Genomic DNA, 23,457 nt, shown 5'->3' with positions numbered 1-23,457 from the left:
CAGTGAGTAAGGGGGTCGCCCCGGACCAGCGGCGACCGTTTTCAGATCTGTTCAGGCGCCAATTGCCATTCGCGTCTCATCAAGACTGTTGCTTTGCGGGTCTCGCAGGACATAACCCCTGCCCCAGACGGTCTCGATGTAGTTTTCGCCACCGGTCGCATTGCTGAGTTTCTTGCGAAGTTTGCAGATGAAAACATCAATGATTTTCAGCTCCGGCTCGTCCATGCCGCCATAAAGATGGTTCAGGAACATTTCCTTGGTCAGAGTTGTTCCCTTGCGCAGGCTCAGAAGCTCAAGCATCTGGTATTCCTTGCCAGTCAGGTGAACCGCTTTGCCTTCGACCTCGACCGTTTTGGCATCAAGATTAACAGCCACGCGACCGGTATGGATAATGGATTGCGAATGCCCTTTCGACCGGCGAATGATGGCGTGAATGCGCGCCACCAGCTCCTCGCGGTGGAAAGGTTTGGTCATGTAGTCATCTGCACCGAAACCAAACCCCTTGATCTTGCTTTCGGTATCATCCGCACCCGACAGGATCAGGATGGGCGTTTCCACCCGCGCAATCCGAAGCAGCCGCAGAACCTCATGCCCGTTCATGTCCGGCAGGTTCAGGTCGAGCAGGATCAGGTCATAGTCATACAGCTTTGCCAGATCGATGCCTTCTTCGCCAAGATCCGTCGCGTAGACGTTTAGGTTTGCGTGCGTCAGCATCAGTTCGATGCTTTTCGACGTGGTCGGATCATCCTCGACAAGAAGTATACGCATTTACTGCTCCAATTCGGGTCAATTTACCAATTCAAATTGAACCTGCTCAAAAATGGTTAATCTGACGTTACCGTTGAATTATTTATTCACTTTCTCCTTTAAGTTGTCGATATTTTTTTAACGCGGTGACCTTCAACGCGTCCATTCCGTGTTCAGCAACTGCCGAAACCCACGAATTGAATTCCTCATCGCTCAATCCATAACGTTTCTTGGCGTCTGACAGCGTGATCAATCCATAAACCACACCACGCACCACAATCGCTTTGCGAGACGCCACCCATCTGGTCGTTTCCTCCGGCGGTAGGTCGGCGCGCGATAAAACCGTTCCATCCGGCAGGGTTACGGACCTCGGACCCTCAACTTTGTGCAAAAACATTTTTCGACCCTCTTCGTGCTGCGACAAAGCTGACACCAGCCTACTTAATGCAGAGTGAAACCGCCTCTTGAGAGTGTGTAGAATTTTCCTATATTCTGCCGGTCTTTCTTAACCCGCACTGGAACTGTCATGGCCCTCGATACCGAGACCCCGCTAAACTCACTTGGTTTCGCCAAACCGCCCTCGGAAACGCGGGTGGTCGTTGCCATGTCCGGTGGCGTGGACAGCTCGGTTGTGGCCGCCTATCTGGCCGATCAGGGGTATGACGTGGTCGGCGTGACGCTGCAGCTATATGATCACGGCGCGGCGCTGGCCAAGAAAGGTGCCTGCTGTGCGGGCATCGACATCCATGACGCGCGCCGCGTGGCGGAAGAGCGTGGCTTTCCGCATTACGTTCTGGACTACGAAAACATCTTCAAAGATGCGGTCATAGACGAGTTTGCCGACAGCTATCTTGCCGGCGCGACCCCTGTGCCCTGCATTCGCTGCAATGAGCGAGTAAAGTTCAAGGACCTGCTGGAAACGGCCAAGGATCTTGAAGCCGACTGCATGGCGACCGGTCATTATATCCAGCGCAAAATGGGTCCGAACGGCCCGGAACTTCACAGTGCCGAGGATGCGAACCGGGATCAGTCCTATTTCCTGTTCTCCACCACGCCCGAGCAACTGAACTTCCTGCGCTTTCCTTTGGGTCACCTGCCATCCAAGGACGCGACCCGTGAAATGGCGGCGCAGTATGGTCTGTCGGTGGCGGACAAGCCTGACAGTCAGGACATCTGCTTCGTGCCGAACGGCAATTACGCCAGCGTCATCGAGAAGCTTCGGCCAGGTGCCGCCGAACCAGGTGAGATCGTTCATGCAGATGGCCGCGTGCTGGCACAGCATGATGGCGTCATTCACTACACAATCGGGCAGCGCCGTGGACTGGGGATCGGTGGCCTCAGCGAGCCTTTGTATGTCGTAAAGCTGGACGTCGATAAGAAACAGGTCGTCGTCGGTCCGAAAGAGATGCTGGCCACCCGGACCATCCCGGTTCGGGAAATCAACTGGCTGGGGGATGAACCCCTCACGTCCCGGAAAGAATGGCTTGTATCGGTCAAGGTGCGTTCGACCCGCCCGCCGCGCGAGGCGATCATTCGTCCGTTGACCGAAACCACAGCCGAGGTCGAATTGCTAACGCCGGAAGAAGGCGTTTCGCCCGGTCAGGCCTGCGTGTTCTACGCTTCCGAAGGCAGCCGCATCTATGGCGGTGGCTGGATCTGGCGCGGGTATTAAATCGCGTCAGTCCAGGAATTGCTGAGGATATACAGCCCGGCGCAAATCATCACATAAGGCACAAGCGTCTCCAGCCTGCGGGCCAGAGTGCCGCTCATGAAAGGCGCTTTTGAACCGAACATGGCCACGGTTGCCAAACTTGCTGCGGCAAGCGAAGCGCCAACGATGCCTGCGGTTCTGAACCCGGGTGCCGAGTCGGCCAGCAGCGGGGCAAGCACCGCAAACGTGTCCATCGACAGGCTGATGAAAAGCAACGTGACCACTATTATGGAAGCTCCGGTTTCCAGATGGGGGTCTGCCTCGACGTCAGCGCCTTTCCTTCGTCTGATAAGCGCAAGCACGCCAAGGCCCAGCGGTATGACACCCAAATAGCCGGCCCAATGAGGAACGACGTCATCCACGCCCAATGCCACGAAAAGTGAAGCGCCGATTATGGCAAATTGCGCCAACAGGAAACCAAAGATCGAACGTTTCGGCCCCGAGACCAGCATGAGCGCCAGCAAGGCCGCCAGATTGTCCAGGTTGGTCAGAATCTGAGCCATGAACGCCGACAGGCCGAAAACAACAACATCGAGCATCAGGCGGTCATCCGTGCCAGTACCGCTTTGGCCGCACGCAAACCGGGCGCTTCACCGCCGCGTCCAAGTCGTTCCATCGTCACAGCCATCGCGTCGCGCTGCGCATCCGGCGTGTCCGAGACCTGCCTGAGCGCAGCTGCGATCTTGTCGGGTTGGCAGTCATCCAAAAGGCATTCGGGCACAGCACGGGTTTCCGAAACCAGATTGACCAGTGTTACCGTGTCCAGTTTGACCATCCGCTCGGCCATCTTCTGGGTCAGCCAACTAAGCCTGTAGGCGATCACCATCGGCGTGGATTGCGCAGCCAACTCCAGAGAGACCGTCCCCGAAGCAGCCAGAGCCAGCTCAGCCGTCGCAAACGCCGCCCGTTTTTGCCGGGCCGCCTGATCGGACGGTATATCGCGCGGGTCTATCACGACTGCGTTGCTTGGCCAGGTTCGAACATGTTCGGTCACGGTATCGACCATATGCGCCACAGCGGGAACCACTACCCGCGCGTCCGGTTTGTCGTTCAGGTAGAGGCGCAGCGCCTCACCAAAAACCGGGGCCAGACGGTCGATCTCGCCTCGACGCGATCCTGGCAAAGCCAGAACGAGCGGAGACTCTCCGAGATCATAGGCCGAACGGAATTCCGCTATTTCCTGTTCACTCGTCTCCGGCTCGGTTGCGACAGGATGACCGACGAAATCGCACTCCATACCAGCGCGCTCCATGTAGGGCGGCTCAAACGGCAACAGCGCCAGAACGTGGTCGATGACTTTCGCCATCTTGTCCGCCCGTCCCGGCCGCCATGCCCAGACGCTGGGGGCGACGTAGTGTACGGTTCTGATCGTGCTTTGCGCCTTCACCAGCTTGGCAACGCGCAGGGAAAAGTCGGGACTGTCGATCGTGATCAAAACATCAGGCTGCGTGTCTAGTACCGCCTTCGCTGTCTCGGCGATGCGGCGTTTAAGGTGAAAGAACTTGGGCAGAACCTCGACCAGCCCCATCACTGACAGCTCGGCCATGGGAAACCGGCTTTCCAACCCTTGCGCCTGCATCAGAGGCCCGCCGACCCCGTCAAACGTTACATCAGGCACAAGGCTGCACAGCCCGGCCATCAACGCCCCGCCCAAGCGGTCGCCCGAAGGTTCTCCGGCGACCACAAAAACTCGCATCAGCTGGCCCGCTCACGGACTTGGAGAAACAGGCCCAGACGGTCACACTCTTCAATAACACGCTCTTGCTGAAGTACGATCACACCGCCTTTTTCGATCACGATGCCGCTCAGCCCGGCGGCTACCGCGCTTGAGACGGTGCTTGGACCAATCGTTGGCAGGTCCGCTCGGCGATCCTGATTGGGTTTCGGGGCCTTGAATAGAACACCGCCACCAGCATCTGGCCTTTGGGTCAGAGACTGCAACATCCAATCGGTGCCAAATATGCTTTCGACCGCCAAAGCCTGACCTTTTGAAACAACACAGGCCTGACCGATATCCGCCGCACCCATGGCATGAAGAATACCGGTCGCCCGGTCTGCGTCGGCAAGGTCACCCTCAGAAGGTTGCGCGTCTGTCAGGCATCCAAGTTGCGGCAGCAAAGACGGAGCGATTTCATGCGCCGCGCGAACCGACAAGCCGGCATTTTCAAGAATTCCGATCACCGCCCGCAGAGCCCCGTCATCTCCGGACATAAGGGCCCGTTGCAGAACCGGAACCAAAGGCATTGTGGCCGCATCGATCCGGGAAGGATCAATGGCCGGACGCCGGACCGCACCGGCCATGCAAATCTCGGTTACGCCACGCTCCTGCAAATCGGCAATAAACGTGCCAAGCTGTTCCAGCGGAAACACAACATCCGCTGTCAGTGTATCGGGCACAAACCCCTCCAGGGCGCAGACCACGGGGCGTTGCGGCAGATGCTCAACGACTTCGTTAGGCAAAGCCCCCGTTCCAGCTATCAGCGCCAACATAAGTTTACTTCCCCGGTGTCAGGAAGGAACGGTCCGAATGGCCCGTGACAAAATCGATGATCCGCTGAACGTATTCGCTTTCGTTATCGGCGTTCAGTCGATGAGCACGCTCCATGAAAGTGCCGTCTCCTGTCGACAGCTCCCGGAACGCAGCACGCAGGGCCGAGATATCCTGGCGCGATACGCCCTTACGTTTCAAGCCAACCAGGTTTAGCCCGTCCAGTTCACCCCGAGGTGCCTGAACCAGCCCATAGGGTATGACGTCGTTGGGAACCATGGTCAGTGCTCCGATTATGGCACCGCGGCCCACCCGGACCCATTGGTGCAACCCGGAAATGCCGCCCACGATTACGTCGTCTTCGATGATACAATGCCCTGCAGCCCCTGCATGGTTTACCATGATCACACGGTTGCCGATCTGAACGTCATGCGCCACATGCACCCCGGCCATCAGAAGGCAATCATCACCGATCCGAGTGACACCGCCGCCACCTTCCGTGCCAGTATTTACCGTGACATGTTCACGAATTCGGTTGCGTTTGCCGATTTCCAGCCGGGTATTTTCGCCGCCGAATTTCAAATCCTGCGGAATTTCACCGATGACCGAAAAGTTGAAGATCACGGTTTCGTCGCCGACCGAAGTATCGCCCGTTACGACAACATGCGATTTCAGCTCTACCCGATCACCCAATGTAACCTGAGCGCCCACATAGCAAAATGGCCCGATGACACAGCCCTCACCGATTTGGGCGCCATCTTCGATTATTGCGCTGGGGTGGATACCGCTCATGTCGTTTTTTCCATATCCCAGTCAACATAGGCCGAGAATTCGGCTTCGGCCGCGACCTCACCTTCTACCGTCGCGCGACCGCTGAACTTGAAAATCTTGCCGCCCTTTTTGCCGCGTACAGTTTCAACGTGCATTTCCAGGACGTCGCCAGGAACCACTTTGCGGCGGAATTTACACTTGTCGATGTTCATGAAGTAGATCAGCAATTCGCTGTCAATCACGTCCATACCCACGCCCAGCATGACACCCGCCGTCTGCGCCATAGCTTCGACAATGGTCACGCCCGGCATGATCGGAGTGCCCGGAAAATGTCCCTGGAAATGGGGCTCGTTCATGGTGACGTTCTTGATGCCGACCGCAGACTCATAGCCCGAGATATCCACAACCTTGTCGACCAACAGAAACGGATAACGATGCGGCAATATCCGCTGAATCAGCTGAATGTCGGCGCTCTTGGTTTCCGTGCTCATGATGATGTAGTCCTGTCCTGGATTTCTGTTTGCCGCGTGGTTAGCAATACCGCGCCCCAAGGGCAAGCAAACCTATTCGCTGGCCCCGTTCTCAAGTTCGCCGCCATCACCGATGGCCGTGTTGATCCGGGCAATGGCAGCGTCAGTAATATCGGTTCGGTCGGAACTGAGGAACACGCTGGATCGTTCGATGATCACCGAGGCGCCAGTTTCGCGCAGCAGATCAATCAATACCGGCTGAACAAGCTCAAAGAATTTCTGTTGTGCCTCTTCACTACGTCGCGCCAGAGCGTCCAGCTTAGCGCGTTGCCCTTCCCGATGAGATTGAACCTTTCTGTCGAAGGCTTCGGCAAGGGGGCGGAACTCATCAGCCGCCATATTCGCGCGCTTTTCTGTCAGGTCCTTTTCTTCTTTGCTCAGTTCGTCGACGATCCGCTCATTTTCTTCGCCCAACAATATGCCCTCTGCTTCAATCTCGCGCAGGATACGTTGACCGAAAGCGGATTCTGCGAACAGCCGTTCACTGGACAACGTCAACACGCTGCTCTGCGGGACGCCGAGCTGTTGGGCTGCCACTGGAACTGCAAACGCCAGAAGGAAAAAAACACACAGGGCCCGAATGGGGCCCTGCAGTTTCATTAAAACACGTTTCGCCATTCAGGATCAGAACCGAGCCTGAACTGTCAGGTCGAAATTCTGCTCTTTGTCGAAATCCTCTTTTTTCAAGGCTTGCGAGAAGTTGAAGCGCAGAGGACCAAATGGCGTTTCCCACAGTACCGATACCCCGATGACGTGGCGAATCGAGCCGTCGGCGCCAACGATATTCGCCCCGGCCGTGTTTACGTTATCGATGTTGTACAAGTTGCCGAAGTCGTAGAACACGCCGCCGCGCAGACCAAGTTCCTCAGGCAAGCCCAGCGGGAAGTCTGACTCTAACCGGGCTACCCAGTAATAGTTACCACCAATTGCGTCATCCTGATTATTCGACAGGTCGCGGGGGCCGATGCCGGCAGGCTCGAACCCGCGGAAGGTGTTGGGGCCCAGAACGAAACGATCAAGGGTGCGGCTAAAGTCATCGCCGCGCCAATGCAGTGCCCCCAGTTCCAGGGTCGCGCGCAGTACGACTTCTTCGTTCCACACTCTGGTCTGAGCAATACCACGGGCGGTCGACTTGTAGTATTCGTTATCGCCGCCAAGGCCAGCCGCATCTACACCGACTTCGAACAGAACACCGGCATTCGGGTTCAGGCCCCCAATCCGGCTATCATAGACATAGGAAACGCCGAGTGAACTGGTCGTACGTTTGCCCTGAGCAATTTCCGAAGAAATGACCGCGCCGTTGATTTCATCGTCCTGCTGGGTCATCTCACTTCGATTCCAGCCATAGCGCAACCGCAGCGAAGACAATTCTCCAATTGCGTAGCTCAGTTGAGGATTGAAGAAAACAGTCTGTGTGTCATAGCTGGCAAAGCTCGAGTTGGTCGATGCAAGACCCAGTCCCAGATCAAAGCGCAGTTTGCGGCCCAGCAGATATGGTTCCGTAAAACTAAGCGAGTATTCTTCCGCGTCCTGTGCAGTCGAGAGCGTAAGCCCGACAGTCTGACCGCGGCCCAGGAAGTTGGATTCGCTCAGACCAATTGCGATCCCGAAACCATCAGACACCGAGTAGCTACCACCGAGGCTAAGCGAACCGGTAGGTTGCTCTTCGACGTCCACGTCGACAATAACCTGACTTGGCGAAGACCCTTCGCGAGGTTCGACATCTGCCACGGCAAAGAACCCAAGAGCCCGAATACGTTCAGCGGCCTGTCGGATTTCGCGCGGATTGAACGGATCGCCTTCCACGGTGTCAAACTGACGGCGGATCACCCGGTCCAGTGTTGTTGTGTTCCCTTCGATGTCAATCCGTTCGACAAAGATCCGGGGACCCCGGGTCAGAACAAACTGAACATCCAGAGTCAGGTCACGCGGGTTACGGGTAACCCGGGGCTCAACCCGAAGGAAATCGACGCCCTGCTTCACGCCCAAGCGCTCCATCCGCGCGATCGAGTTTTCGACCAGCGTCGGCGAATACGTTACGCCCGGCCTGATCTTCAGCGCGTCCTGATAGTCCGCTGCGTTCACGCCGGGGATTTCGCTGACAGTAGAGATTTTGCCAAACGAGAACTTTTGCCCCTCGGTGATGTTCATCACCAGGAAAAACGCGTCACGCTCACGGGTGAATTCGACATTTGCGCTGTTGACGCGGAAATCAACGTAACCGCGGGACAGATAAAAATCCCGGATGACCTGTTTGTCGAATTCGATGCGGTCCGCGATGAAAGTATCACTCCGCAGGAATGTGCGCAGGAAGTTCGCCTGTTTGGTCTGGAGAACACGTCGCAGGCGACGGTCGGAATACGCACGGTTGCCGACAAAACTGACACGCTCAACCTCGATGGTGGTGCCTTCGGCGACTTCGAACACCAGATCGACGCGGTTGTCGCTGCGGCGGATGATACGCGGAATGACAGTCGCCGAAACACGGCCCTGCGAGGAGTAGATTTCAGCGATCAGATCCGCGTCCGCTTCGGCAACCTGCGGAGTAAAGACGCGCCGCGGTTCGGATGAGATCGCGTCGAGCAGGACGTCGTCCTTTACCCGGCGATTACCCTCGACGCTGATCTGGTTGATTGTCGGATATTCTTCAACTTCGATCAGCAGGGTGTTGCCGCGCGGCGTCAGTTCGACTGTCTCAAAAACACCACTGTCAAGCAAACGCTGAAAGGCATCGTTTAGCTGACCGGCCGTTACGGTCTGGCCCGGTTCGATTCCGGTGCGCGCGATGATTGTCGAGGTTTCGATGCGTCGGTTTCCCTCGACATCGAACGAATTAATCACATAAGTCTGGGCCCATGCCGACTGGGGCCACGGCACTAAACTCACGAGAGTTAGAAGGAAAAAAAACGTTAGTGACCGCCACAAAATCTTGTTTTCCGGCTTTTGTCCCCCGCAGGATGTGCCCGCGCCTCGCCTATCAGTCATATTCTGCTCTACCCAATGAATTTGGACTTTATCGTTGAGTAGCGAGAATATTTACCCTTGTCAAAAGACCAAATAACAAAGCGGCCCAGAGGACCGCCAGTTTCGGTTTTCAATTACAGAGCAGAATCACATACTGATGAGATAAGCCCATCCGGCCATTGCCAAAGCCGTCGCGCCGAAGAACAGGATCGAATCCCAGTTCAACACGAAAAGGAAGCCAAAGCTTTTAACGGATTTTCGCAGCGCCTTAGTCATCGCAACCTCTGTCACGGTAGAAAAATTTTACCCGATAAAACTACGCTTCAATTGCGGCGGAAATGCGGCGACCCTGTGAGAAGGTCGCCACAATTAACAGAACAGATCGTTGGTGACAGAAAATATCATCAACCCGAGGATGAGCGACACACCCACCCCCATCAAAATGCGCAATGCAGCGTCGCTGGGTGGTCTACCGGTGACCGCTTCGTAGGCATAGAAAACCAGATGCCCGCCATCCAACGCTGGGATCGGGAACAGGTTCAGCAGACCGACCGCCGTGGACAAGACCGCGATAAAGAAAATGAAACTCTGAGCTCCCTGGCTGGCCATGGCACCTGAAGTTTCCGCAATTCCAATGGGTCCCGACATGTTGCAGGTGCTGATTGCGCCCGTCACCATATGCCAAATACCCGAAAGTGACCCATCGATGATGCGAAGGGTCTGCCGAACGCCGCCGGATAGCGACGTCATAAGTCCCGCCGGTTCAGTTGCCGGTTCCAGCAGCATGCCACCCACAATTCCGATGCGCCAATGGGTCACGAAACCGCCGTCTGGCTGGGGCTCATCGGTGCGGCGCGGTGCCAGTGCAAAATCCAACTCGGCCCCGTCCCGCCAGACATTCAGCAGCAGGACTTTACCGTCAGATCCTTCAACATGGTCTTTGAGTTGCTCAAAGGCAAAAATCGGCTCGCCATTTACAGAAGTAATAACATCGCCTGACTGTAGATCGATATCCATTGCAGCGCTGCGCGGTGCAACCTGCTGAATCAGCGGAGGAAAAAGCCAGGGCCCGGTGACGTCCATCGTTTGCCCGTCCCGGACCACCCTATAGTCCAGTTCGGGCTCGACGGGCAGAGCGTCGGTAAAGTCAGTCCACGCGCCGGCCTGATCGAATTCCGGCACGGGAACGCCCGCAATGGCGACGATCTCATCCCCGTCCTGCAGTTCCTGAACAGTACCCGGCAACGGAAACAGTTTTCCCACTGTCAGGGGATCCTTGGTCACGCCCTGAGACAGGAAGATCAGACCAAATATCAGAATGGACATCACGAAATTGAAAACGGGTCCCGCGGCTACGGTGGCGGCCCGCGCCCAAAGAGGTGCGCCATGCATGGTGCGGCGCAGTTCTTCGGGGCTTTGCTCAGTTATTTCGTTCATGGCGGCTTCGTCTTTGCCCGAGGCGGCGTTGGCGTCGCCCAGAAATTTGACGTACCCACCAAACGGCAAAGCAGCGACCTGCCAGCGTGTTCCGTGTTTGTCGACCCGGCTCCATAAAACCGGGCCAAATCCGATCGAGAAAACCTCGGCATGAATGCCGGACCAGCGCCCAACGATGTAGTGGCCGTATTCATGCACCGCGACAATGGCGGAAAGTGCGATCACAAAGGCAACAATAGTGTAAAGCAGGTTGCCGAATTGAGGGATCAGAGAGAGTACGTCCAAGTTTTCATCCTGCTTTTTGGATTACGGCAGCGTCGGCCCACTTACGTGCCAGATGGTCTGTTTGGAGCACGTTATCAAGGTTCATCGGAGCATCAATTAGGCCGTCCGCGGCCTCAAACCTGTCCAATACGGCCTCGACAATGTCGGCCATTTCGAGAAATCCGATCTGACGGTTTATGAAGTGATCCAGCGCACGCTCTTTCGCAGCGTTAAAAACAGCGCCCGAGAGACCTCCGCGTTCCATCACGTTGCGCGCCAGGCGCAGAGCCGGATAACGGGCCTCATCGGGTTCATGAAACCGAAGCTGGCCCAACCTGGCCAAATTCAGACGGTCAACCGGCAGATCGCGCCGGTCTGGCCAATGCAATGCAAATCCAATTGCATGGCGCATGTCCGGCGCACCCATATGGGCCATGACCGCCCCGTCGTTGAAGCCAACCAGAGCGTGCACAATGGACTCGGGGTGCACGAGGACTTCGATCTGGTCCGCATCGACACCGAAGAATTCTTTGGTTTCAATAACCTCAAGAGCCTTGTTAAACATCGATGCGCTATCGATAGTGATCCGCTGACCCATGTTCCAGTTTGGGTGGTTCGACGCTTGTTCAACCGTGGCGTTAGCCAGATCGCCGATAGGCCAATCGCGGAAGGCGCCGCCACTGGCGGTAATTATGATGCGCTCGACGGCTTCCATATCCTCACCGACCAAGGCCTGAAACACCGCTGAATGTTCACTGTCCACCGGTAACAGTCGCGCATTATGCGCGCTCGCGGTCTCCAACACCAAGGAACCGGCACAGACCAGAGTTTCCTTGTTTGCCAAAGCCAGCGTCGCACCTTGTTTCAAGGCCTCGATACCGGGCGGCAGACCGGCGGCACCGACAATGGCCGACATAACCCAATCCGCTGGCCGCGCAGCAGCTTCGGTCAATGCGGTCTGCCCTGCTGCGGCCTCGACATTGCTGCCACACAGCGCACTCCGAAGGTCATCTAACCGGTCCTCGTGCGCCGTGACGGCCAGATCTGCGTTCAGGCGGCGGGCATCCTCGGCCAGCTTCTCAATATTCGCTCCGCCGGTCAGCGCGACTACGTTGTAGGCCGAAGGATTGCGGTCGATCAGATCAATGGTGTTCTGACCGATCGATCCTGTCGCGCCAAAAATTGAAACTCTGCGCATCACATGGCCCCAGGGGAGTAGAGCAACCCCGCGATGAGGACGAATAGAGACGCCCCCATCATGCCGTCAAAGCGATCCAGAAAACCGCCGTGACCCGGTATCAGGTTCGAGCTGTCCTTGACCCCGAATTTTCGCTTGGTCGCGCTTTCCACTATGTCGCCCGCCTGACTGGCCATCGACGCCAACACGGAAATCAGGACGAACAAAACGCCAAAACCTGCCATCGCTGCAAACACGGCTCCGACAACGGCTGCTGCTACCCATCCTCCGGCAGTGCCGGACCACGTTTTCTTCGGGCTGACTTTAGGCCAGAACTTAGGGCCGCCAAGTGTTTTGCCAACAAAATACCCAGCCACATCCGTGGCAACGACCACCGAAATCAACCACACCATCCAACCAAAACCCATATTTTCGCGGATCGAGATGAAGCCCAGCCCCGCTGCGGCAATCCAAATTGCAAACAGGGCATAGGTCCCTTTGTTACGATTGATCTGCCCTGCCCCGACTAAAGCCGGTGCCAGCAAAAATGGCAGTTTATAAAGTGGCGGCAGGTGATAGCTTAGAATCACAGCCACACCGGTCAATATGCCCAGCTGGATGGCTACGCCGGATCTGCCCGGGTCGATCATCCGAACCAGTTCCCACGTCATTAGACCGCATGCTATCCCGATGAAGGTTTCGAACCACAAGCCGCCCAGCCAGACTTCGACGGCCCCAATTACAATAAGCACGGCAGCTGACAGGACTCGGGCGGTCAGATCAGACCATCGGCCATCGCTCATGCCAGAACGGCCCCGAAACGACGTTCGCGGGTTCCAAAGTTGCGGCACAGCCGTTCGAATTCACCGGCCGTAAAATCGGGCCAGAGAGTGTCGATGAACTCATATTCCGAATAGGCCGATTGCCAGAGCAGAAAGTTGGATATTCGGGCCTCACCACTTGTCCGGATCACCAGGTCCGGATCGGGAAGAACACGTGTATCCAGATACTTGGGAAGAGTTTCTTCACCCACATCTTCCGGTCGAAGTCGCCCTTCGGCCACATCTCGCGCCAGACGTTTGGTTGCCCGCGCGACCTCGTCCCGACCACCGTAGTTCAGAGCGACCGTCAGGTGAACAAGGTCGTTATTCTTGGTTTCCTCTTCCAACGCGTCCATCAGCGCAATCAGCTTGGCGTCGAGACGCACCCTGTCACCGATGAACCGAACCCGGATGCCGTTTTCCTTCAGCGTCCGGGTTTCCTTAATGATGTACCGCCGGAACAAGCTCATCAGCCCCGCGACCTCGGCCTGAGTGCGTTTCCAATTTTCTGTCGAAAACGCAAATACCGTCAAATACTTGACACCCAGGCCCGGGCACGCCTCGACCACCTCGCGCACCCGGCGTGCACCGGCATGATGCCCAAACAGCCTTGGCCTGCCGCGCGCCTGCGCCCAGCGACCATTCCCGTCCATAATGATAGCGACATGGCGCGGCCCGGCAACGGGCACGGTATGTGGGGCGTTGAGCATAATACGTTCTCAGACCTGCATAATCTCTGCCTGCTTGGTCTCAAGCGCAGTGTCTACGGATTTGATCATCTCGTCGGTCAGGTCCTGAACTTCGCTTTCCCAGAGCTTCTGATCATCTTCCGACATGCCGTCCGCTTTCGCCTTTTTGATCTGATCCATGCCGTCGCGACGTACGTTTCGGATCGAGACGCGCGCGTGTTCCGCGTATTGACCAGCCACTTTCCCCAGTTCCCGGCGGCGCTCTTCGTTCAACTCAGGGATCGGTAGCATAATGATCGTGCCGTTTAGCTGAGGGTTGATTCCCAAGCCACTTTCGCGGATCGCTTTTTCAACCTTTCCGACCAGACCTTTATCCCAGACGTTGACTGTCACCATACGTGGCTCGGGTACATTGACCGTGCCAACCTGATTGATCGGAGTCATCGAACCATAGGCGTCCACCATGACCGGCTCCAGCATCGAGGCCGATGCGCGCCCGGTTCGCAGTGAGGCAAATTCGGTTCTGAGGTTAGCCATTGCGCCTTCCATGCGCCGTTTCAGATCATCGGTATCCAATACGAAATCGTCAGACATTCTGCTCACTCCCCGTCTTCAGGTGCTGTTTGCATGGCTCTTAAGCCATCGCAATTGGGATGTATAGCAATGATGATCGGGAATTGCGCCAATGACCAGAGGTGAATCCGGCATTTTCTGGGACTTTCCGGGACAAAAGGACCGACCCCTGTATCGGCTGGCCGGTCGCTTTCAAATCTTTTGTATCAAGCGTTTACGTCGACAACCACACGTCCTTTGACCTGACCGTTCAGGATATCCGCCCCTAATTGTGGCAGATCGCTGAGGGTCGCGGGATGCACCATGGCCTCAAGTTTCTGCATAGGTAGGTCCGAGGCGATGCGCTGCCACGCCCTTACCCGGTTGTCGTAGGGCTGCATCACGCTGTCGATGCCCAGCAGATTGACACCGCGCAGCAGGAACGGAATGACCGAGGCAGGCAATGCCGCCCCGCCCGCCAGACCAACGGCGGCGACCGAACTGCCGTATTTCATCTGGCCAAGAACACGCGCCAGCATCTCACCACCAACGGCGTCAACGCATCCGGCCCAGGATTCGCTTTCAAGCGGGCGTTTGGTGGTTTCATTCAACTCTTCCCGAGGAACGATTGTCGTGGCACCCAGTGATTTCAGGTAATCAGCGGTTTCGGGTCGCCCTGTCACCGCCCCGACTTCATACCCGAGATTGGCCAGAATTGCAGTTGCAACCGACCCGACGCCACCGGCTGCCCCGGTTACCAGAACCGGCCCGTTACCGGGTTTCAACCCGTGATCCTCCAGCGCCGTCACCGCCAGCATTGCAGTGAACCCCGCCGTACCCACAGCCATGGCCTGACGTGCATCCAGACCCGCAGGCAGCGGAACCAGCCAATCGGCCAACGCACTGGCTTTCTGCGAATATCCACCCCAATGGGCCTCACCAACGCGCCAGCCTGTCAGAACAACTCTGTCGCCCGGCTTGTAGCGGTCGTCCGAAGAAGACTCGACCGTTCCGGCATAATCGACGCCCGGGACATGGGGATAGCTACGCACAAGCCCACCGCCTTTTGGCGACATGCACAAACCGTCCTTGTAATTCACAGTTGAATACTCGACGGCCACCGTGACTTCGCCGTGTGGCAGGTCTTCCACGGAGAGCTGTTTGACCGAAGGGCTGGCCAAACCGCTTTCTTCGTCCTTATCCATCACCAATGCATTGAACATCTGATCTTTCCTTTCGTTTTCCAATTTTTTGGCCCCGCTCTTCACCCGGCGTAAAAAATCCCCAGGGTCTGGTGGAATGGCGGGGAAAGGCCCTCGCCGACCTTAAATCCAGAACCGGTCCTTTACCGTTGCGCGCCGCATGCCATCCGGCGTTTCAACCTCAACTTCGGTTCCGGCATCCCAATGGCTCAGTCGCAGCATCCCAATAGAGACATTGGTTTCAAAGTCCGGAGACCAAACGGATGAAGTCACCTGGCCCACACGCTTCCCGGAGGCGTAGATTGGCCAGAGCCGGTCGCAGGCAGGCACAGCATCTCCATCAATTGCAATCGGGCGAATCTGTTGCACCGGCCCTTCCTTTGCGACGCGCAGCAGGGCATCCCGACCGATACACCCGATCGCAGTATGTGTGTTGCAGAACTTGCCCAGACCACATTCATGCGGAGTGTTGTCATCCGTCATGTCGTTGCCGTAGGACAGTAACCCTCCTTCGATCCTCTCAATCAGGTTGGGGCAACCGGCCCGAACCTGCAGGTCTTCGCCCGCGGCAAACAGCGCGTTCCACAGAGGCATTCCAAGGTCTGAACCCTCGACGTAAATCTCGAACCCGCCCTGCTTGGAATAACCCGACCGTGCCACCGCCAGATCGCGGCCCTCAAATTCAAACATATCAAATTTGAAGAAGCGAATGTCGCGAACCCGGTCTCCGAAGACGCGCGCCATCAGGGCGTCGGCCTTTGGTCCCTGAACGGCCAGAGGCGATACATCCGGCTCATCCACCAAAACGTCCAGCCGGTATCCGTTGGCGATGCCTTTGACCCACAACAGAAGGTCACTGTCCGCAATCGAAATCCACCACCGATCGTCGGACAATTTGACCGCAACGGGATCGTTCAGCATTCCTCCCGTCTCATCAACAATCGGCACATAATAGCATTGGCCGGCCAGCATGCCCCGCAAGTCCCGGGGCGTAAGCATCTGCATCAGCCGAGACGCATCCGGCCCGCGCAGTTCCACCTGCCGTTCACAGGACACATCCCACACCTGCACATGGGTTTTCAGATGTCGGTAATCTGCCTCTACACTTTCAAAAACCGTAGGCAATAACATGCGGTTATAAACCGTGTATGCCTTCACACCCGCAGCTTCGACCCCTTGAGAGAAAGGCGTGCGGCGCAGGCGACGAGACAGAGAAATTTGCGGCATTCAAACCTCCTGCGGCATGAAGACCAGATCGCTGACCGGAGCCGCCGATCCGGTTTCCGTCAGCATCTTGTGCAACTGGCCACGGTGATGGGTCTGGTGGTTGAAAAAATGTACGATGCATTGCGCGTAGGGCAAAGTAACATCGGCCAGTTTCGCGGCCGAATACCAGGTGAACGACCCGGTCAAGAGATCATCGCCCAGTGTGTCGGCCCAACCAAGAATCCGCGTGTCCACGGTCTCGCGCAACGGCAGCCATTCATCCAATCCAGCGCACAAGGACGTACTTTCGGGTATTCCGCCACCGGGTCCCTCACCATTGTCGAACCGCGACATCCAGATCCAGTCGCCCCAAAGCAGATGGTTTGCCGTTCCCAAGATCGAGCCGAAGAAAGCGCCCCGTTCACGGGTTAATTCTTCGGGAGTCAGAGCTTTCAGAAACTCAGACAACTGTTTGTTTTGCCATTGACTATAGCGCGCCATCTCACGCGCATATGCTCCGGTAATCATCACTTTGGCCCATGCCAGTCGATCGGGCAAATCTCGGCGGATTTGCCGCCGAAATCCCAAACTCGCCCATAATCGCGCACCTTGGATTTGGTGCCGCGAGCAACGATGATATCCGGTCCCATCCAGTATTTCGAATTCGACACCATCACAGGATGCTCAGGGTCCTTGCCCGCCAGCATTTCGATCTCGCCCTGAATCTTGCGGCCAATCACGATGCGGCGCTTGTTGCCGTCCCGTTCAATCTGGACCGGCGCACGTTCGGCCCCAATGATTTCACTGACAAGCATTGTAAACAGACCAGTGGTGCCACCCGCCTGCCCGCTGAAAATCTGCAGCAGACCGTTATACGCCTTGCCGCTGGCGCGTTCGTCCACGTAGGCCGCTACTTTCCACTGGCCCTCGCCCATGCGCCCTGGGATATCGACCAGAAGCCCGACATTCAGGCCAGACAGGTCCTCGCCCTCGTAATGTCCTTCGTCAATGACGACGCCCATCCAGGCGTGACAATGCCCCTCAGTCGGAGGATGCGCGCCCAGAGAGACAACACATGGGCAGAATACATCGCAAGAACAATTCAGGATCAGTTCCCCCTTGATGGCCCAATCCGTGGGACTCATCTCGCGTCGTTTGGGGTTTGGCATGCGGCTATCTATGCGTTGGGAGATAGGTAACCTGTCCGCTTCTGGTTTTCTGTTCTTCGCCAATTACTTATCCTCCTAAAGTAAAGGGGTGGACGAGCAGGAAGAGTCCCCCTGCAATAAGTGCAAACCCAAGCGGTCTCGTTATCACGTGTCCGACTTGGGGCAGTTTTTCCAGAACCATGAAAAAGGTCGCCAAACCCATCCACATCAGGCTCATGACGCCGCCGACAAAACCAAGCGCCATGAAACCCCAGCAGCACCCAACACAGAATGCGCCCAGCCCCAGTCCCATGCGCAGCCCGCCCAAAAAACCGGTTTTCCAGTGCCCCAGAAAATAGGTCATCGGAGCATGGCAGACACCGTGGCAGACCTCTTTCGCGCGGGTGAACTGAAAGACCCCGACTGCAATCATCAATCCGCCGGCAACAAAACCAGACTTGGCTATGCCCAGCATGTCAACGATCCCGCCAAAAAGCAGAATCAATTGAACGCCGGTAATCAACGCGGCGAATCCCACCCAAACGATGAAATATCCGGTCAGAACACCAATCCAGCCCGCACGTGTGCCGTTGGCACTGCGGATCAGGTCGTCATAGCTGCGCAGGGTCGGCACCAGTGTCGGCAGCATCATTGCCGCCATCATGATCGCCCACATCCAGAACAGTGGGCCAAATTCGGCCATCGGCATATACATGTCCATGCGGGGATCCATGGCGCGCATGGCTTCTCCCATCGGGCCGGGGCGACCGATCCAGTCAAGGTCCATGTTCCGGCTCATGGTGAACATCATCCACCACGACCACAGGATCAGGATGTAGAATCCCAGCCACACTCCGCTGCGTAGAACTGCACGACTCACGTGTTCCTCCCGACTCAGTTCTTGCTTTTGAAATGTCAGACTTTTAAATGTCAGACAAATAAAAATTCACCAATGGTCTCTGAATTATGAAAATTAGCCCTCAGAAGCCTGCGGATCTGTCTGCTCAGATCGCACAGGCCATTCGCGACGCCATCATCTCAGGCAAACTGATCGTGGATGAGCGTTTGCCGTCCGAAGCTGAACTGTCCGATCAGTTTGGTGTCTCTCGCCCCACCGTTCGTGAGGCGTTAAAGCGGCTTGCAGCACAATCATTGATCCGCACGCAGCGCGGGGCCAGCGGCGGAGCATTTGTTAACCGGCTGAGCTTTGAGGACGCGTATTCACAGCAGATCACCACCTCAACACTGCTGCTGTCGATGAATGCAGTCAGTTTCGATACCGCCTGCGAAGCGCGCTTTGCGCTGGAGCGCGCCTGTGCCGCCTTGTCCGCAAAGCGGCGAACTGCAGATCAACTGGCGACAATGCGGGCTGAAATCCATCGCCAGGCGCAACCCGGCCTCACGGATGAGGCATTCTGCGCGTCGGATGTGGCGTTTCACCGAGCCCTTGTTGACGGTGCGGGGAATCCGGTCCTGTCCTATCAACTCGCCGGTGCCGTTGAGGCTATGCAACCCCTGATGAACATGATCACTTTCACCGCACGGTCGCGCGAAGAGATCATCGGTCTGCACAATCAGATCGCAGACGCGCTGGAAGCCCGGGACACCGTCAAGGTGGATGCAAATTTGGCAGAGCTGGAAAACTATACACGCAATCTCGCGCAGGACGTGGCCCAACAGCGGCGTAAGCCTGCCTGAGGAGGGTATGATGACGACCACCCTGAATGTGATCGCCGCAATTCTGACCATTGGCTTTGGTCTGTTTGGGTTCCTGGCCCCCAACTTCACCGCTGCTTCCTTGGATCTGGCTCCGACCGACAGCAATATGGGGCTCAGTGAGATACGCGCCTCGGTCGGCGGGCTGTTCGTGGTCACCGGGCTGGCCGTGCTTTGGCTGAACAACCCGATGGCCTATGCCATGCTGGGTATTGTCTATGCAGGGGCAGCCCTTGGCCGGTTTGTCTCGGTCATTCTGGACAACCCACCATTGGTCAAAGCGGTGACGTTCGGTGGAATCGAACTGGTTCTTGCGCTGTGGTTGATATTGGCCAACTTGAATAGAGCTGCGTAACTATCTGTTTTAAATACATCTGAGATCAAGAAATCTGAGTTTGCATCCCGGTGTTGGCTCACCTATATAAGTAGTGTCCTTCGGGACTATGGACATAAACGCGCTCGTAATAAACGGATCGGACCCGGGGGCGGTACCCGGCGGCTCCACCATAAACCTTCTGGAGGTATCCTTCGTTTGGGGAATCTTTCAGAACCGGGGGGCCGAAATAGGATCGACGAACGTCTAAAGGGGTTAGCTTTGTCTCGGCTGTCTGCCACCGTTATCGGCGAAAATAGTACAATTGCAAACGACAATCGTGCTCCGGTTGCAGTTGCTGCGTAAGCAGTAACAAGACCGAAACTTAAGCCCTTACGCCTAGCCGCGTAAGGCGGGGTTCGCAGGTACCTGGCAACAGAAACCTGCATTTCCCCATAAATGTCTGTGGTTTACCTCTGATCTTGTTCACGTTCAGAGTTTTTTCACCCTTTCGTTCCATGCTCGACCTGTCAGGAAAAGGAGGGCTGGGATGTCACACGCCGATGTACTCAGAGAATGGTATTCCGAAGTTTGGGAAAACGGGGATACCGATGCGATTGACCAGTATTTTGCTCCGGACACGATGGCCGAGGGTTTAATCCCCGAGATGCAGGTCGGAGCCGATGATTTCCGCGATCTTGTCATGGCATTTCGTCATATCCTTGGGGACATTCATGTCGAATTGCCGAAAATCATGGAAGACGGCGATTGGGTGTCTGCGATCATTCATCTGAAGACAACCCGAGCGGATAACGGCGCCCCGTTGGAGGCTGCTGGCAGCGTCATTGCCCGGATTCGGGATGGTCGCATGGTCGAAGCATACAATCAGTTCGATTTCATCTCGCTGTTTGAACAACTCGGCCAATTCCCGCAGGACACCTTACCCGTTTGCATGACAGGTCAACGATTGGATTGGGCCTGAAACAGGGCCCGCGCAACCTTGACCCCCTTGGCGCTAAGACGTAATCAAGGGCCATGGGGTAAGATTGCGAACGCCCCGTGAGGCGCAAGCCCAAGTTTCGCATGTATCCGTTCAAACCAGGAGACATGCCATGCCCGCGCCCAATTCAATTACCCCAAAGCAACTGTTGCGATTGATTGGAACGCCACAGGCTCCGGTTATTGTTGACGTTTGCATCGACACAGATTTCGACGCCGATCCTTACCTAATACCCAGCTCCGTGCGACATCCTGCAAAAGACTTTGAAGGCCTGACCAAATTGATCGCTGACCGTTCCGCAGTCGTTGTTTGTCAGAAAGGCAAAAAACTCAGTCAGGGCGTGGTGTCATGGCTGCGCAGCGAAGGATGTAATGCAGAGTTTCTGGACGGTGGCATGTTTGCCTGGCGAGACTTGCCCGACGCGTCGCGCGTTCCGGCCTCGGCTCTGCCAGAGTTCATTGACGGCCGTTCAGTCTGGGTCACACGCCACAGGCCAAAAATTGACCGAATTGCCTGCCCATGGCTGATCCGACGGTTTGTAGACCCCAATGCGCGTTTTCTGTTCGTGGCGCCATCAGAAGTCGAAAACGCTGCCAATGTCTTTGGCGCGACGCCGTTTGACATTGAAAACACCTTTTGGTCGCACCGACAGGACCGCTGCACCTTTGATATCATGCTGGATGAATTTGAGCTGCACACACCGGCTCTGGACCGTCTTGCAACGGTTATTCGGGCCGCAGACACCAACCGCCATAGCCTGGCGCCCGAGGCCGCAGGTCTATTGGCCGTATCGGTAGGATTGTCGCGGCAATACCGGGACGATCACCAGAACCTTGCAGCGGGCCTGCACCTTTATGATGCACTGTACCGATGGGCTCGGGACGGATTCGAAGAACAGCACGATTGGCCGACGGATCGCAAATCATGAAGCCCACGATTCCCGATTTAGTCCGGGTATTCGGGCGTATTGGGCTGCTTTCTTTCGGAGGACCAGCCGCGCAAATTTCGCTGATGCATCAGGAACTGGTCGAAAATCGCCCCTGGCTGGATGAGCAAACCTATCTGAGGGCTCTGTCGCTCTGCATGCTTCTGCCCGGCCCCGAAGCCATGCAATTGGCCACTTATGCCGGTTGGCGCCTGCGCGGCGTCACTGGCGGTTTGATTGCCGGCGCGCTGTTTGTTCTGCCCGGAGCGGCCATCATCGCGTTTCTAGTCGGGCTTTACGCCGCTTTCGGAGACCTGCCGCTGGTTCAGGCCGGTTTTCTGGGGGTCAAGGCGACGGTCATCGTGATTGTACTGCAGGCGCTCAAAAAACTGTCACGCAAAGCCCTGACGGATATTGAACACCACGCAATCGCCGGGCTGGGTTTCCTTGCCATATTTGCACTGAACCTCCCATTCCCATTTATCATACTGGCAGCCGCCGTGTGGGGATATTTCAGTTTTCAGGGAGAAGCCCCGGTGACAGAGCTTCCCCCTGCCCCAAAAGCAACCGGCGCACTTCGAACTGGCGCGCTGTGGCTGGTTTTGTGGCTTGGTCCACTGTTCACGCTATCACTGATGGGTCAAAAGCTGCTGAGCGACCTGGGGTGGTTTTTTGCCCGCCTTGCGGTTGTTACTTTTGGTGGGGCCTATGCAGTTCTGGCCTATATGACGCAGACCGTCGTGGACAAATACCAATGGGTCAGTACAGATCAGATGATCGATGCGCTTGGACTGGCCGAGACGACTCCGGGGCCGTTGATTTTGGTGACGCAATTCGTGGCCATGCTGACCGGCCAGATCACAGGTGGCGCGATGCTGTCCATTGCCGCCGGAGCGGTTGCCTTGTGGGCTACCTTTGTTCCCTGTTTTCTATGGATCTTCCTCGCGGCACCCTATCTGGACCAGCTCGCTGCCCGCCCCAGATTATCCGCTGCGCTGCACGGAATTACTGCCGCCGTGGTCGGTGTGATTCTTAACCTTTCCGTGTGGTTCGGTCTTAACGTTCTTTTTAAGAATATTCCTGAGCTATCATGGGGCCCGGTGACGGTTCCACGACCCGAATTGGCGACCCTGGATTTGACTGCGCTGGCCCTCACTGCGATCGCTAGCATACTGATTTTTAAATTTAAATTAGGAATGGCTACAGCGTTGGTAATCGTGGCCGCAATCGGAGTGGGTTTTCATTACGTTTGAACAATCCCCGCATACACGGTCTTTCGTTTCCTTCGAAATCCCCTATGCTGAGAGTGACCACTTTTGAGGATGACACATGTCGCAAGACATCGACTATGGAAACCTGATGCACTCTGCCATGCGCGGGCTCATCAAGTCCGTTCTGACCAGCGTTTCTGAAAACGGACTGCCCGGGGCGCATCATTTCTTTATTACCTTTGACACACGCCAGGAAGGCGTCGAGCTGGCTGACTGGTTGCGCGAGCGTTACCCCGAAGAAATGACGATCGTCATGCAGCATTGGTTCGAAAATCTCGAGGTCGGCGACGACGGATTCGCCATCACTTTGAACTTCGGAGATGCGCCGGAGCCGCTGTACATCCCCTACGGATCGATCAAGACCTTTGTAGACCCTTCCGTCGAGTTCGGATTGCGCTTTGAAAGCCCCGAAGACGAGGAAGAGTCCGGCCACATTGTCGAGGAATCGATTGAGGTTGAAGAGGAACAAGACCATCACGACGCCGATGTCGTGTCGCTGGACAGTTTCCGAAAATAACTGTCTCG

General features: G+C 56.4%; 27 protein-coding genes and 1 other RNA gene. 8 read left to right on the top strand and 20 right to left on the bottom strand.

Annotated features, from left to right (window positions below; genetic code table 11):
* Nucleotides 1-51 precede the first annotated feature (51 nt).
* Nucleotides 52-768: a response regulator transcription factor CtrA gene (gene ctrA, locus GOX66_RS05960; RefSeq protein WP_170760574.1), complete on the bottom strand. Its 717-nt coding sequence runs from the start codon at nucleotides 766-768 to the stop codon at nucleotides 52-54.
* 82 nt (nucleotides 769-850) lie between these two features.
* Nucleotides 851-1,144 carry a CtrA inhibitor SciP gene (sciP, locus tag GOX66_RS05955; protein WP_170760572.1) on the bottom strand — a complete coding sequence of 98 codons (294 nt, stop codon included), beginning with the start codon at nucleotides 1,142-1,144 and terminating at the stop codon, nucleotides 851-853.
* Nucleotides 1,145-1,273: 129 nt separating this feature from the next.
* Here sciP and mnmA point away from each other — a divergent pair, with 129 nt between their 5' ends.
* The gene (gene mnmA / locus GOX66_RS05950) at nucleotides 1,274-2,419 is read left to right on the top strand and encodes a tRNA 2-thiouridine(34) synthase MnmA (RefSeq protein WP_170760570.1); all 1,146 of its coding nucleotides are present in this window, start codon (nucleotides 1,274-1,276) and stop codon (nucleotides 2,417-2,419) included.
* On the opposite strand, the gene GOX66_RS05945 is transcribed toward mnmA, so the two are convergent.
* The 18 genes from GOX66_RS05945 to GOX66_RS05865 all read right to left on the bottom strand — a co-directional run bounded on the left by GOX66_RS05945 (nucleotide 2,416) and on the right by GOX66_RS05865 (nucleotide 18,587).
* Entirely contained in the window at nucleotides 2,416-2,997 is a 582-nt protein-coding gene (locus GOX66_RS05945; RefSeq protein WP_170760568.1) for a cadmium resistance transporter, read from the bottom strand. The two genes, mnmA and GOX66_RS05945, sit on opposite strands and share 4 nt — an antisense overlap.
* The gene (gene lpxB, locus GOX66_RS05940) at nucleotides 2,997-4,154 is read right to left on the bottom strand and encodes a lipid-A-disaccharide synthase (RefSeq protein WP_170760566.1); all 1,158 of its coding nucleotides are present in this window, start codon (nucleotides 4,152-4,154) and stop codon (nucleotides 2,997-2,999) included. The genes GOX66_RS05945 and lpxB overlap by 1 nt, the downstream gene beginning before the upstream one ends.
* A complete protein-coding gene (locus GOX66_RS05935; protein WP_170760564.1) occupies nucleotides 4,154-4,948 on the bottom strand; it encodes an LpxI family protein in 795 nt (264 codons plus the stop codon). Before GOX66_RS05935 ends, lpxB begins: the two co-directional genes overlap by 1 nt.
* Nucleotides 4,949-4,952: 4 nt before the next feature.
* Nucleotides 4,953-5,738, bottom strand: coding sequence for an acyl-ACP--UDP-N-acetylglucosamine O-acyltransferase (lpxA, locus tag GOX66_RS05930; protein WP_170760562.1), 786 nt, complete (start codon nucleotides 5,736-5,738; stop codon nucleotides 4,953-4,955).
* Nucleotides 5,735-6,208 (bottom strand): 3-hydroxyacyl-ACP dehydratase FabZ, encoded by a 474-nt coding sequence (gene fabZ / locus GOX66_RS05925; RefSeq protein ID WP_170760560.1) that lies wholly within the window; start codon nucleotides 6,206-6,208, stop codon nucleotides 5,735-5,737. The genes lpxA and fabZ overlap by 4 nt, the downstream gene beginning before the upstream one ends.
* Nucleotides 6,209-6,280: 72 nt before the next feature.
* Nucleotides 6,281-6,748, bottom strand: coding sequence for an OmpH/Skp family outer membrane protein (locus GOX66_RS05920; protein ID WP_336509380.1), 468 nt, complete (start codon nucleotides 6,746-6,748; stop codon nucleotides 6,281-6,283).
* Between the two features lie 123 nt (nucleotides 6,749-6,871).
* Nucleotides 6,872-9,232, bottom strand: a complete 2,361-nt coding sequence (bamA, locus tag GOX66_RS05915; RefSeq protein ID WP_170760556.1) for an outer membrane protein assembly factor BamA — start codon at nucleotides 9,230-9,232, stop codon at nucleotides 6,872-6,874.
* 126 nt (nucleotides 9,233-9,358) lie between these two features.
* Nucleotides 9,359-9,487: a hypothetical protein gene (locus tag GOX66_RS26025; protein ID WP_272871494.1), complete on the bottom strand. Its 129-nt coding sequence runs from the start codon at nucleotides 9,485-9,487 to the stop codon at nucleotides 9,359-9,361.
* A 93-nt stretch (nucleotides 9,488-9,580) separates the two neighbouring features.
* On the bottom strand, nucleotides 9,581-10,933 hold the full coding sequence (gene rseP / locus GOX66_RS05910) for an RIP metalloprotease RseP (RefSeq protein ID WP_170760554.1): 1,353 nt from the start codon (nucleotides 10,931-10,933) through the stop codon (nucleotides 9,581-9,583).
* A 4-nt stretch (nucleotides 10,934-10,937) separates the two neighbouring features.
* A complete protein-coding gene (gene dxr / locus GOX66_RS05905; protein WP_170760551.1) occupies nucleotides 10,938-12,110 on the bottom strand; it encodes a 1-deoxy-D-xylulose-5-phosphate reductoisomerase in 1,173 nt (390 codons plus the stop codon).
* Nucleotides 12,110-12,892 (bottom strand): phosphatidate cytidylyltransferase, encoded by a 783-nt coding sequence (locus GOX66_RS05900; protein WP_170760550.1) that lies wholly within the window; start codon nucleotides 12,890-12,892, stop codon nucleotides 12,110-12,112. The genes dxr and GOX66_RS05900 overlap by 1 nt, the downstream gene beginning before the upstream one ends.
* Complete coding sequence (gene uppS / locus GOX66_RS05895; protein WP_170760548.1) at nucleotides 12,889-13,620, bottom strand: polyprenyl diphosphate synthase; 732 nt, start codon at nucleotides 13,618-13,620, stop codon at nucleotides 12,889-12,891. The genes GOX66_RS05900 and uppS overlap by 4 nt, the downstream gene beginning before the upstream one ends.
* 9 nt (nucleotides 13,621-13,629) lie before the next feature.
* The gene (gene frr / locus GOX66_RS05890) at nucleotides 13,630-14,193 is read right to left on the bottom strand and encodes a ribosome recycling factor (protein WP_170760546.1); all 564 of its coding nucleotides are present in this window, start codon (nucleotides 14,191-14,193) and stop codon (nucleotides 13,630-13,632) included.
* Between the two features lie 185 nt (nucleotides 14,194-14,378).
* Nucleotides 14,379-15,374, bottom strand: a complete 996-nt coding sequence (gene acuI, locus GOX66_RS05885) for an acryloyl-CoA reductase (RefSeq protein ID WP_170760544.1) — start codon at nucleotides 15,372-15,374, stop codon at nucleotides 14,379-14,381.
* Between the two features lie 102 nt (nucleotides 15,375-15,476).
* On the bottom strand, nucleotides 15,477-16,580 hold the full coding sequence (locus GOX66_RS05880; RefSeq protein ID WP_170760541.1) for a dimethylsulfoniopropionate demethylase: 1,104 nt from the start codon (nucleotides 16,578-16,580) through the stop codon (nucleotides 15,477-15,479).
* Nucleotides 16,581-17,087: a DinB family protein gene (locus GOX66_RS05875; RefSeq protein ID WP_170760539.1), complete on the bottom strand. Its 507-nt coding sequence runs from the start codon at nucleotides 17,085-17,087 to the stop codon at nucleotides 16,581-16,583.
* A complete protein-coding gene (locus tag GOX66_RS05870) occupies nucleotides 17,087-17,791 on the bottom strand; it encodes a DUF1326 domain-containing protein (protein WP_170760537.1) in 705 nt (234 codons plus the stop codon). The genes GOX66_RS05875 and GOX66_RS05870 overlap by 1 nt, the downstream gene beginning before the upstream one ends.
* A 4-nt stretch (nucleotides 17,792-17,795) precedes the next feature.
* Nucleotides 17,796-18,587: a DUF2182 domain-containing protein gene (locus GOX66_RS05865; RefSeq protein WP_336509372.1), complete on the bottom strand. Its 792-nt coding sequence runs from the start codon at nucleotides 18,585-18,587 to the stop codon at nucleotides 17,796-17,798.
* An 86-nt stretch (nucleotides 18,588-18,673) separates the two neighbouring features.
* On the opposite strand from GOX66_RS05865, the gene GOX66_RS05860 reads away from it, so the two are divergent.
* The 7 genes from GOX66_RS05860 (at nucleotide 18,674) to GOX66_RS05830 (ending at nucleotide 23,449) form a co-directional block, all read left to right on the top strand.
* Nucleotides 18,674-19,405 (top strand): FadR/GntR family transcriptional regulator, encoded by a 732-nt coding sequence (locus GOX66_RS05860; RefSeq protein ID WP_170760535.1) that lies wholly within the window; start codon nucleotides 18,674-18,676, stop codon nucleotides 19,403-19,405.
* Between the two features lie 10 nt (nucleotides 19,406-19,415).
* Nucleotides 19,416-19,778: a DUF4345 family protein gene (locus GOX66_RS05855; RefSeq protein WP_170760533.1), complete on the top strand. Its 363-nt coding sequence runs from the start codon at nucleotides 19,416-19,418 to the stop codon at nucleotides 19,776-19,778.
* Nucleotides 19,779-19,814: 36 nt separating this feature from the next.
* Nucleotides 19,815-20,186, top strand: a transfer-messenger RNA (tmRNA) gene (ssrA, locus tag GOX66_RS05850).
* Between the two features lie 100 nt (nucleotides 20,187-20,286).
* Nucleotides 20,287-20,718 (top strand): ester cyclase, encoded by a 432-nt coding sequence (locus tag GOX66_RS05845; protein ID WP_170760531.1) that lies wholly within the window; start codon nucleotides 20,287-20,289, stop codon nucleotides 20,716-20,718.
* 130 nt (nucleotides 20,719-20,848) lie between these two features.
* Complete coding sequence (locus GOX66_RS05840) at nucleotides 20,849-21,664, top strand: chromate resistance protein ChrB domain-containing protein (protein ID WP_170760529.1); 816 nt, start codon at nucleotides 20,849-20,851, stop codon at nucleotides 21,662-21,664.
* Nucleotides 21,661-22,914: a chromate efflux transporter gene (chrA, locus tag GOX66_RS05835; RefSeq protein WP_170760528.1), complete on the top strand. Its 1,254-nt coding sequence runs from the start codon at nucleotides 21,661-21,663 to the stop codon at nucleotides 22,912-22,914. The genes GOX66_RS05840 and chrA overlap by 4 nt, the downstream gene beginning before the upstream one ends.
* A gap of 76 nt (nucleotides 22,915-22,990) precedes the next feature.
* On the top strand, nucleotides 22,991-23,449 hold the full coding sequence (locus GOX66_RS05830) for an SspB family protein (RefSeq protein WP_170760526.1): 459 nt from the start codon (nucleotides 22,991-22,993) through the stop codon (nucleotides 23,447-23,449).
* The last annotated feature ends 8 nt before the right edge of the window (nucleotides 23,450-23,457 follow it).

It is taken from the genome of Ruegeria lacuscaerulensis (assembly GCF_013031245.1).
GTDB classification, from domain to species: Bacteria; Pseudomonadota; Alphaproteobacteria; order Rhodobacterales; family Rhodobacteraceae; genus Ruegeria; species Ruegeria lacuscaerulensis_C.
The sequence above is the reverse complement of the archived record's forward strand: the minus strand, read 5'-3'. Positions and strand labels throughout refer to the sequence as shown.

What these genes read in the sequence shown, in the direction of transcription:
- ctrA (WP_170760574.1), bottom strand. Translation starts at nt 768, where the DNA reads ATGCGTATACTTCTTGTCGAGGATGATCCGACCACGTCGAAAAGCATC.
- sciP (WP_170760572.1), bottom strand. Translation starts at nt 1,144, where the DNA reads ATGTTTTTGCACAAAGTTGAGGGTCCGAGGTCCGTAACCCTGCCGGAT.
- mnmA (WP_170760570.1), top strand. Translation starts at nt 1,274, where the DNA reads ATGGCCCTCGATACCGAGACCCCGCTAAACTCACTTGGTTTCGCCAAA.
- GOX66_RS05945 (WP_170760568.1), bottom strand. Translation starts at nt 2,997, where the DNA reads ATGCTCGATGTTGTTGTTTTCGGCCTGTCGGCGTTCATGGCTCAGATT.
- lpxB (WP_170760566.1), bottom strand. Translation starts at nt 4,154, where the DNA reads ATGCGAGTTTTTGTGGTCGCCGGAGAACCTTCGGGCGACCGCTTGGGC.
- GOX66_RS05935 (WP_170760564.1), bottom strand. Translation starts at nt 4,948, where the DNA reads ATGTTGGCGCTGATAGCTGGAACGGGGGCTTTGCCTAACGAAGTCGTT.
- lpxA (WP_170760562.1), bottom strand. Translation starts at nt 5,738, where the DNA reads ATGAGCGGTATCCACCCCAGCGCAATAATCGAAGATGGCGCCCAAATC.
- fabZ (WP_170760560.1), bottom strand. Translation starts at nt 6,208, where the DNA reads ATGAGCACGGAAACCAAGAGCGCCGACATTCAGCTGATTCAGCGGATA.
- bamA (WP_170760556.1), bottom strand. Translation starts at nt 9,232, where the DNA reads ATGACTGATAGGCGAGGCGCGGGCACATCCTGCGGGGGACAAAAGCCG.
- GOX66_RS26025 (WP_272871494.1), bottom strand. Translation starts at nt 9,487, where the DNA reads ATGACTAAGGCGCTGCGAAAATCCGTTAAAAGCTTTGGCTTCCTTTTC.
- dxr (WP_170760551.1), bottom strand. Translation starts at nt 12,110, where the DNA reads ATGCGCAGAGTTTCAATTTTTGGCGCGACAGGATCGATCGGTCAGAAC.
- GOX66_RS05900 (WP_170760550.1), bottom strand. Translation starts at nt 12,892, where the DNA reads ATGAGCGATGGCCGATGGTCTGATCTGACCGCCCGAGTCCTGTCAGCT.
- uppS (WP_170760548.1), bottom strand. Translation starts at nt 13,620, where the DNA reads ATGCTCAACGCCCCACATACCGTGCCCGTTGCCGGGCCGCGCCATGTC.
- frr (WP_170760546.1), bottom strand. Translation starts at nt 14,193, where the DNA reads ATGTCTGACGATTTCGTATTGGATACCGATGATCTGAAACGGCGCATG.
- acuI (WP_170760544.1), bottom strand. Translation starts at nt 15,374, where the DNA reads ATGTTCAATGCATTGGTGATGGATAAGGACGAAGAAAGCGGTTTGGCC.
- GOX66_RS05880 (WP_170760541.1), bottom strand. Translation starts at nt 16,580, where the DNA reads ATGCCGCAAATTTCTCTGTCTCGTCGCCTGCGCCGCACGCCTTTCTCT.
- GOX66_RS05875 (WP_170760539.1), bottom strand. Translation starts at nt 17,087, where the DNA reads ATGATTACCGGAGCATATGCGCGTGAGATGGCGCGCTATAGTCAATGG.
- GOX66_RS05860 (WP_170760535.1), top strand. Translation starts at nt 18,674, where the DNA reads ATGAAAATTAGCCCTCAGAAGCCTGCGGATCTGTCTGCTCAGATCGCA.
- GOX66_RS05855 (WP_170760533.1), top strand. Translation starts at nt 19,416, where the DNA reads ATGACGACCACCCTGAATGTGATCGCCGCAATTCTGACCATTGGCTTT.
- GOX66_RS05845 (WP_170760531.1), top strand. Translation starts at nt 20,287, where the DNA reads ATGTCACACGCCGATGTACTCAGAGAATGGTATTCCGAAGTTTGGGAA.
- GOX66_RS05840 (WP_170760529.1), top strand. Translation starts at nt 20,849, where the DNA reads ATGCCCGCGCCCAATTCAATTACCCCAAAGCAACTGTTGCGATTGATT.
- chrA (WP_170760528.1), top strand. Translation starts at nt 21,661, where the DNA reads ATGAAGCCCACGATTCCCGATTTAGTCCGGGTATTCGGGCGTATTGGG.
- GOX66_RS05830 (WP_170760526.1), top strand. Translation starts at nt 22,991, where the DNA reads ATGTCGCAAGACATCGACTATGGAAACCTGATGCACTCTGCCATGCGC.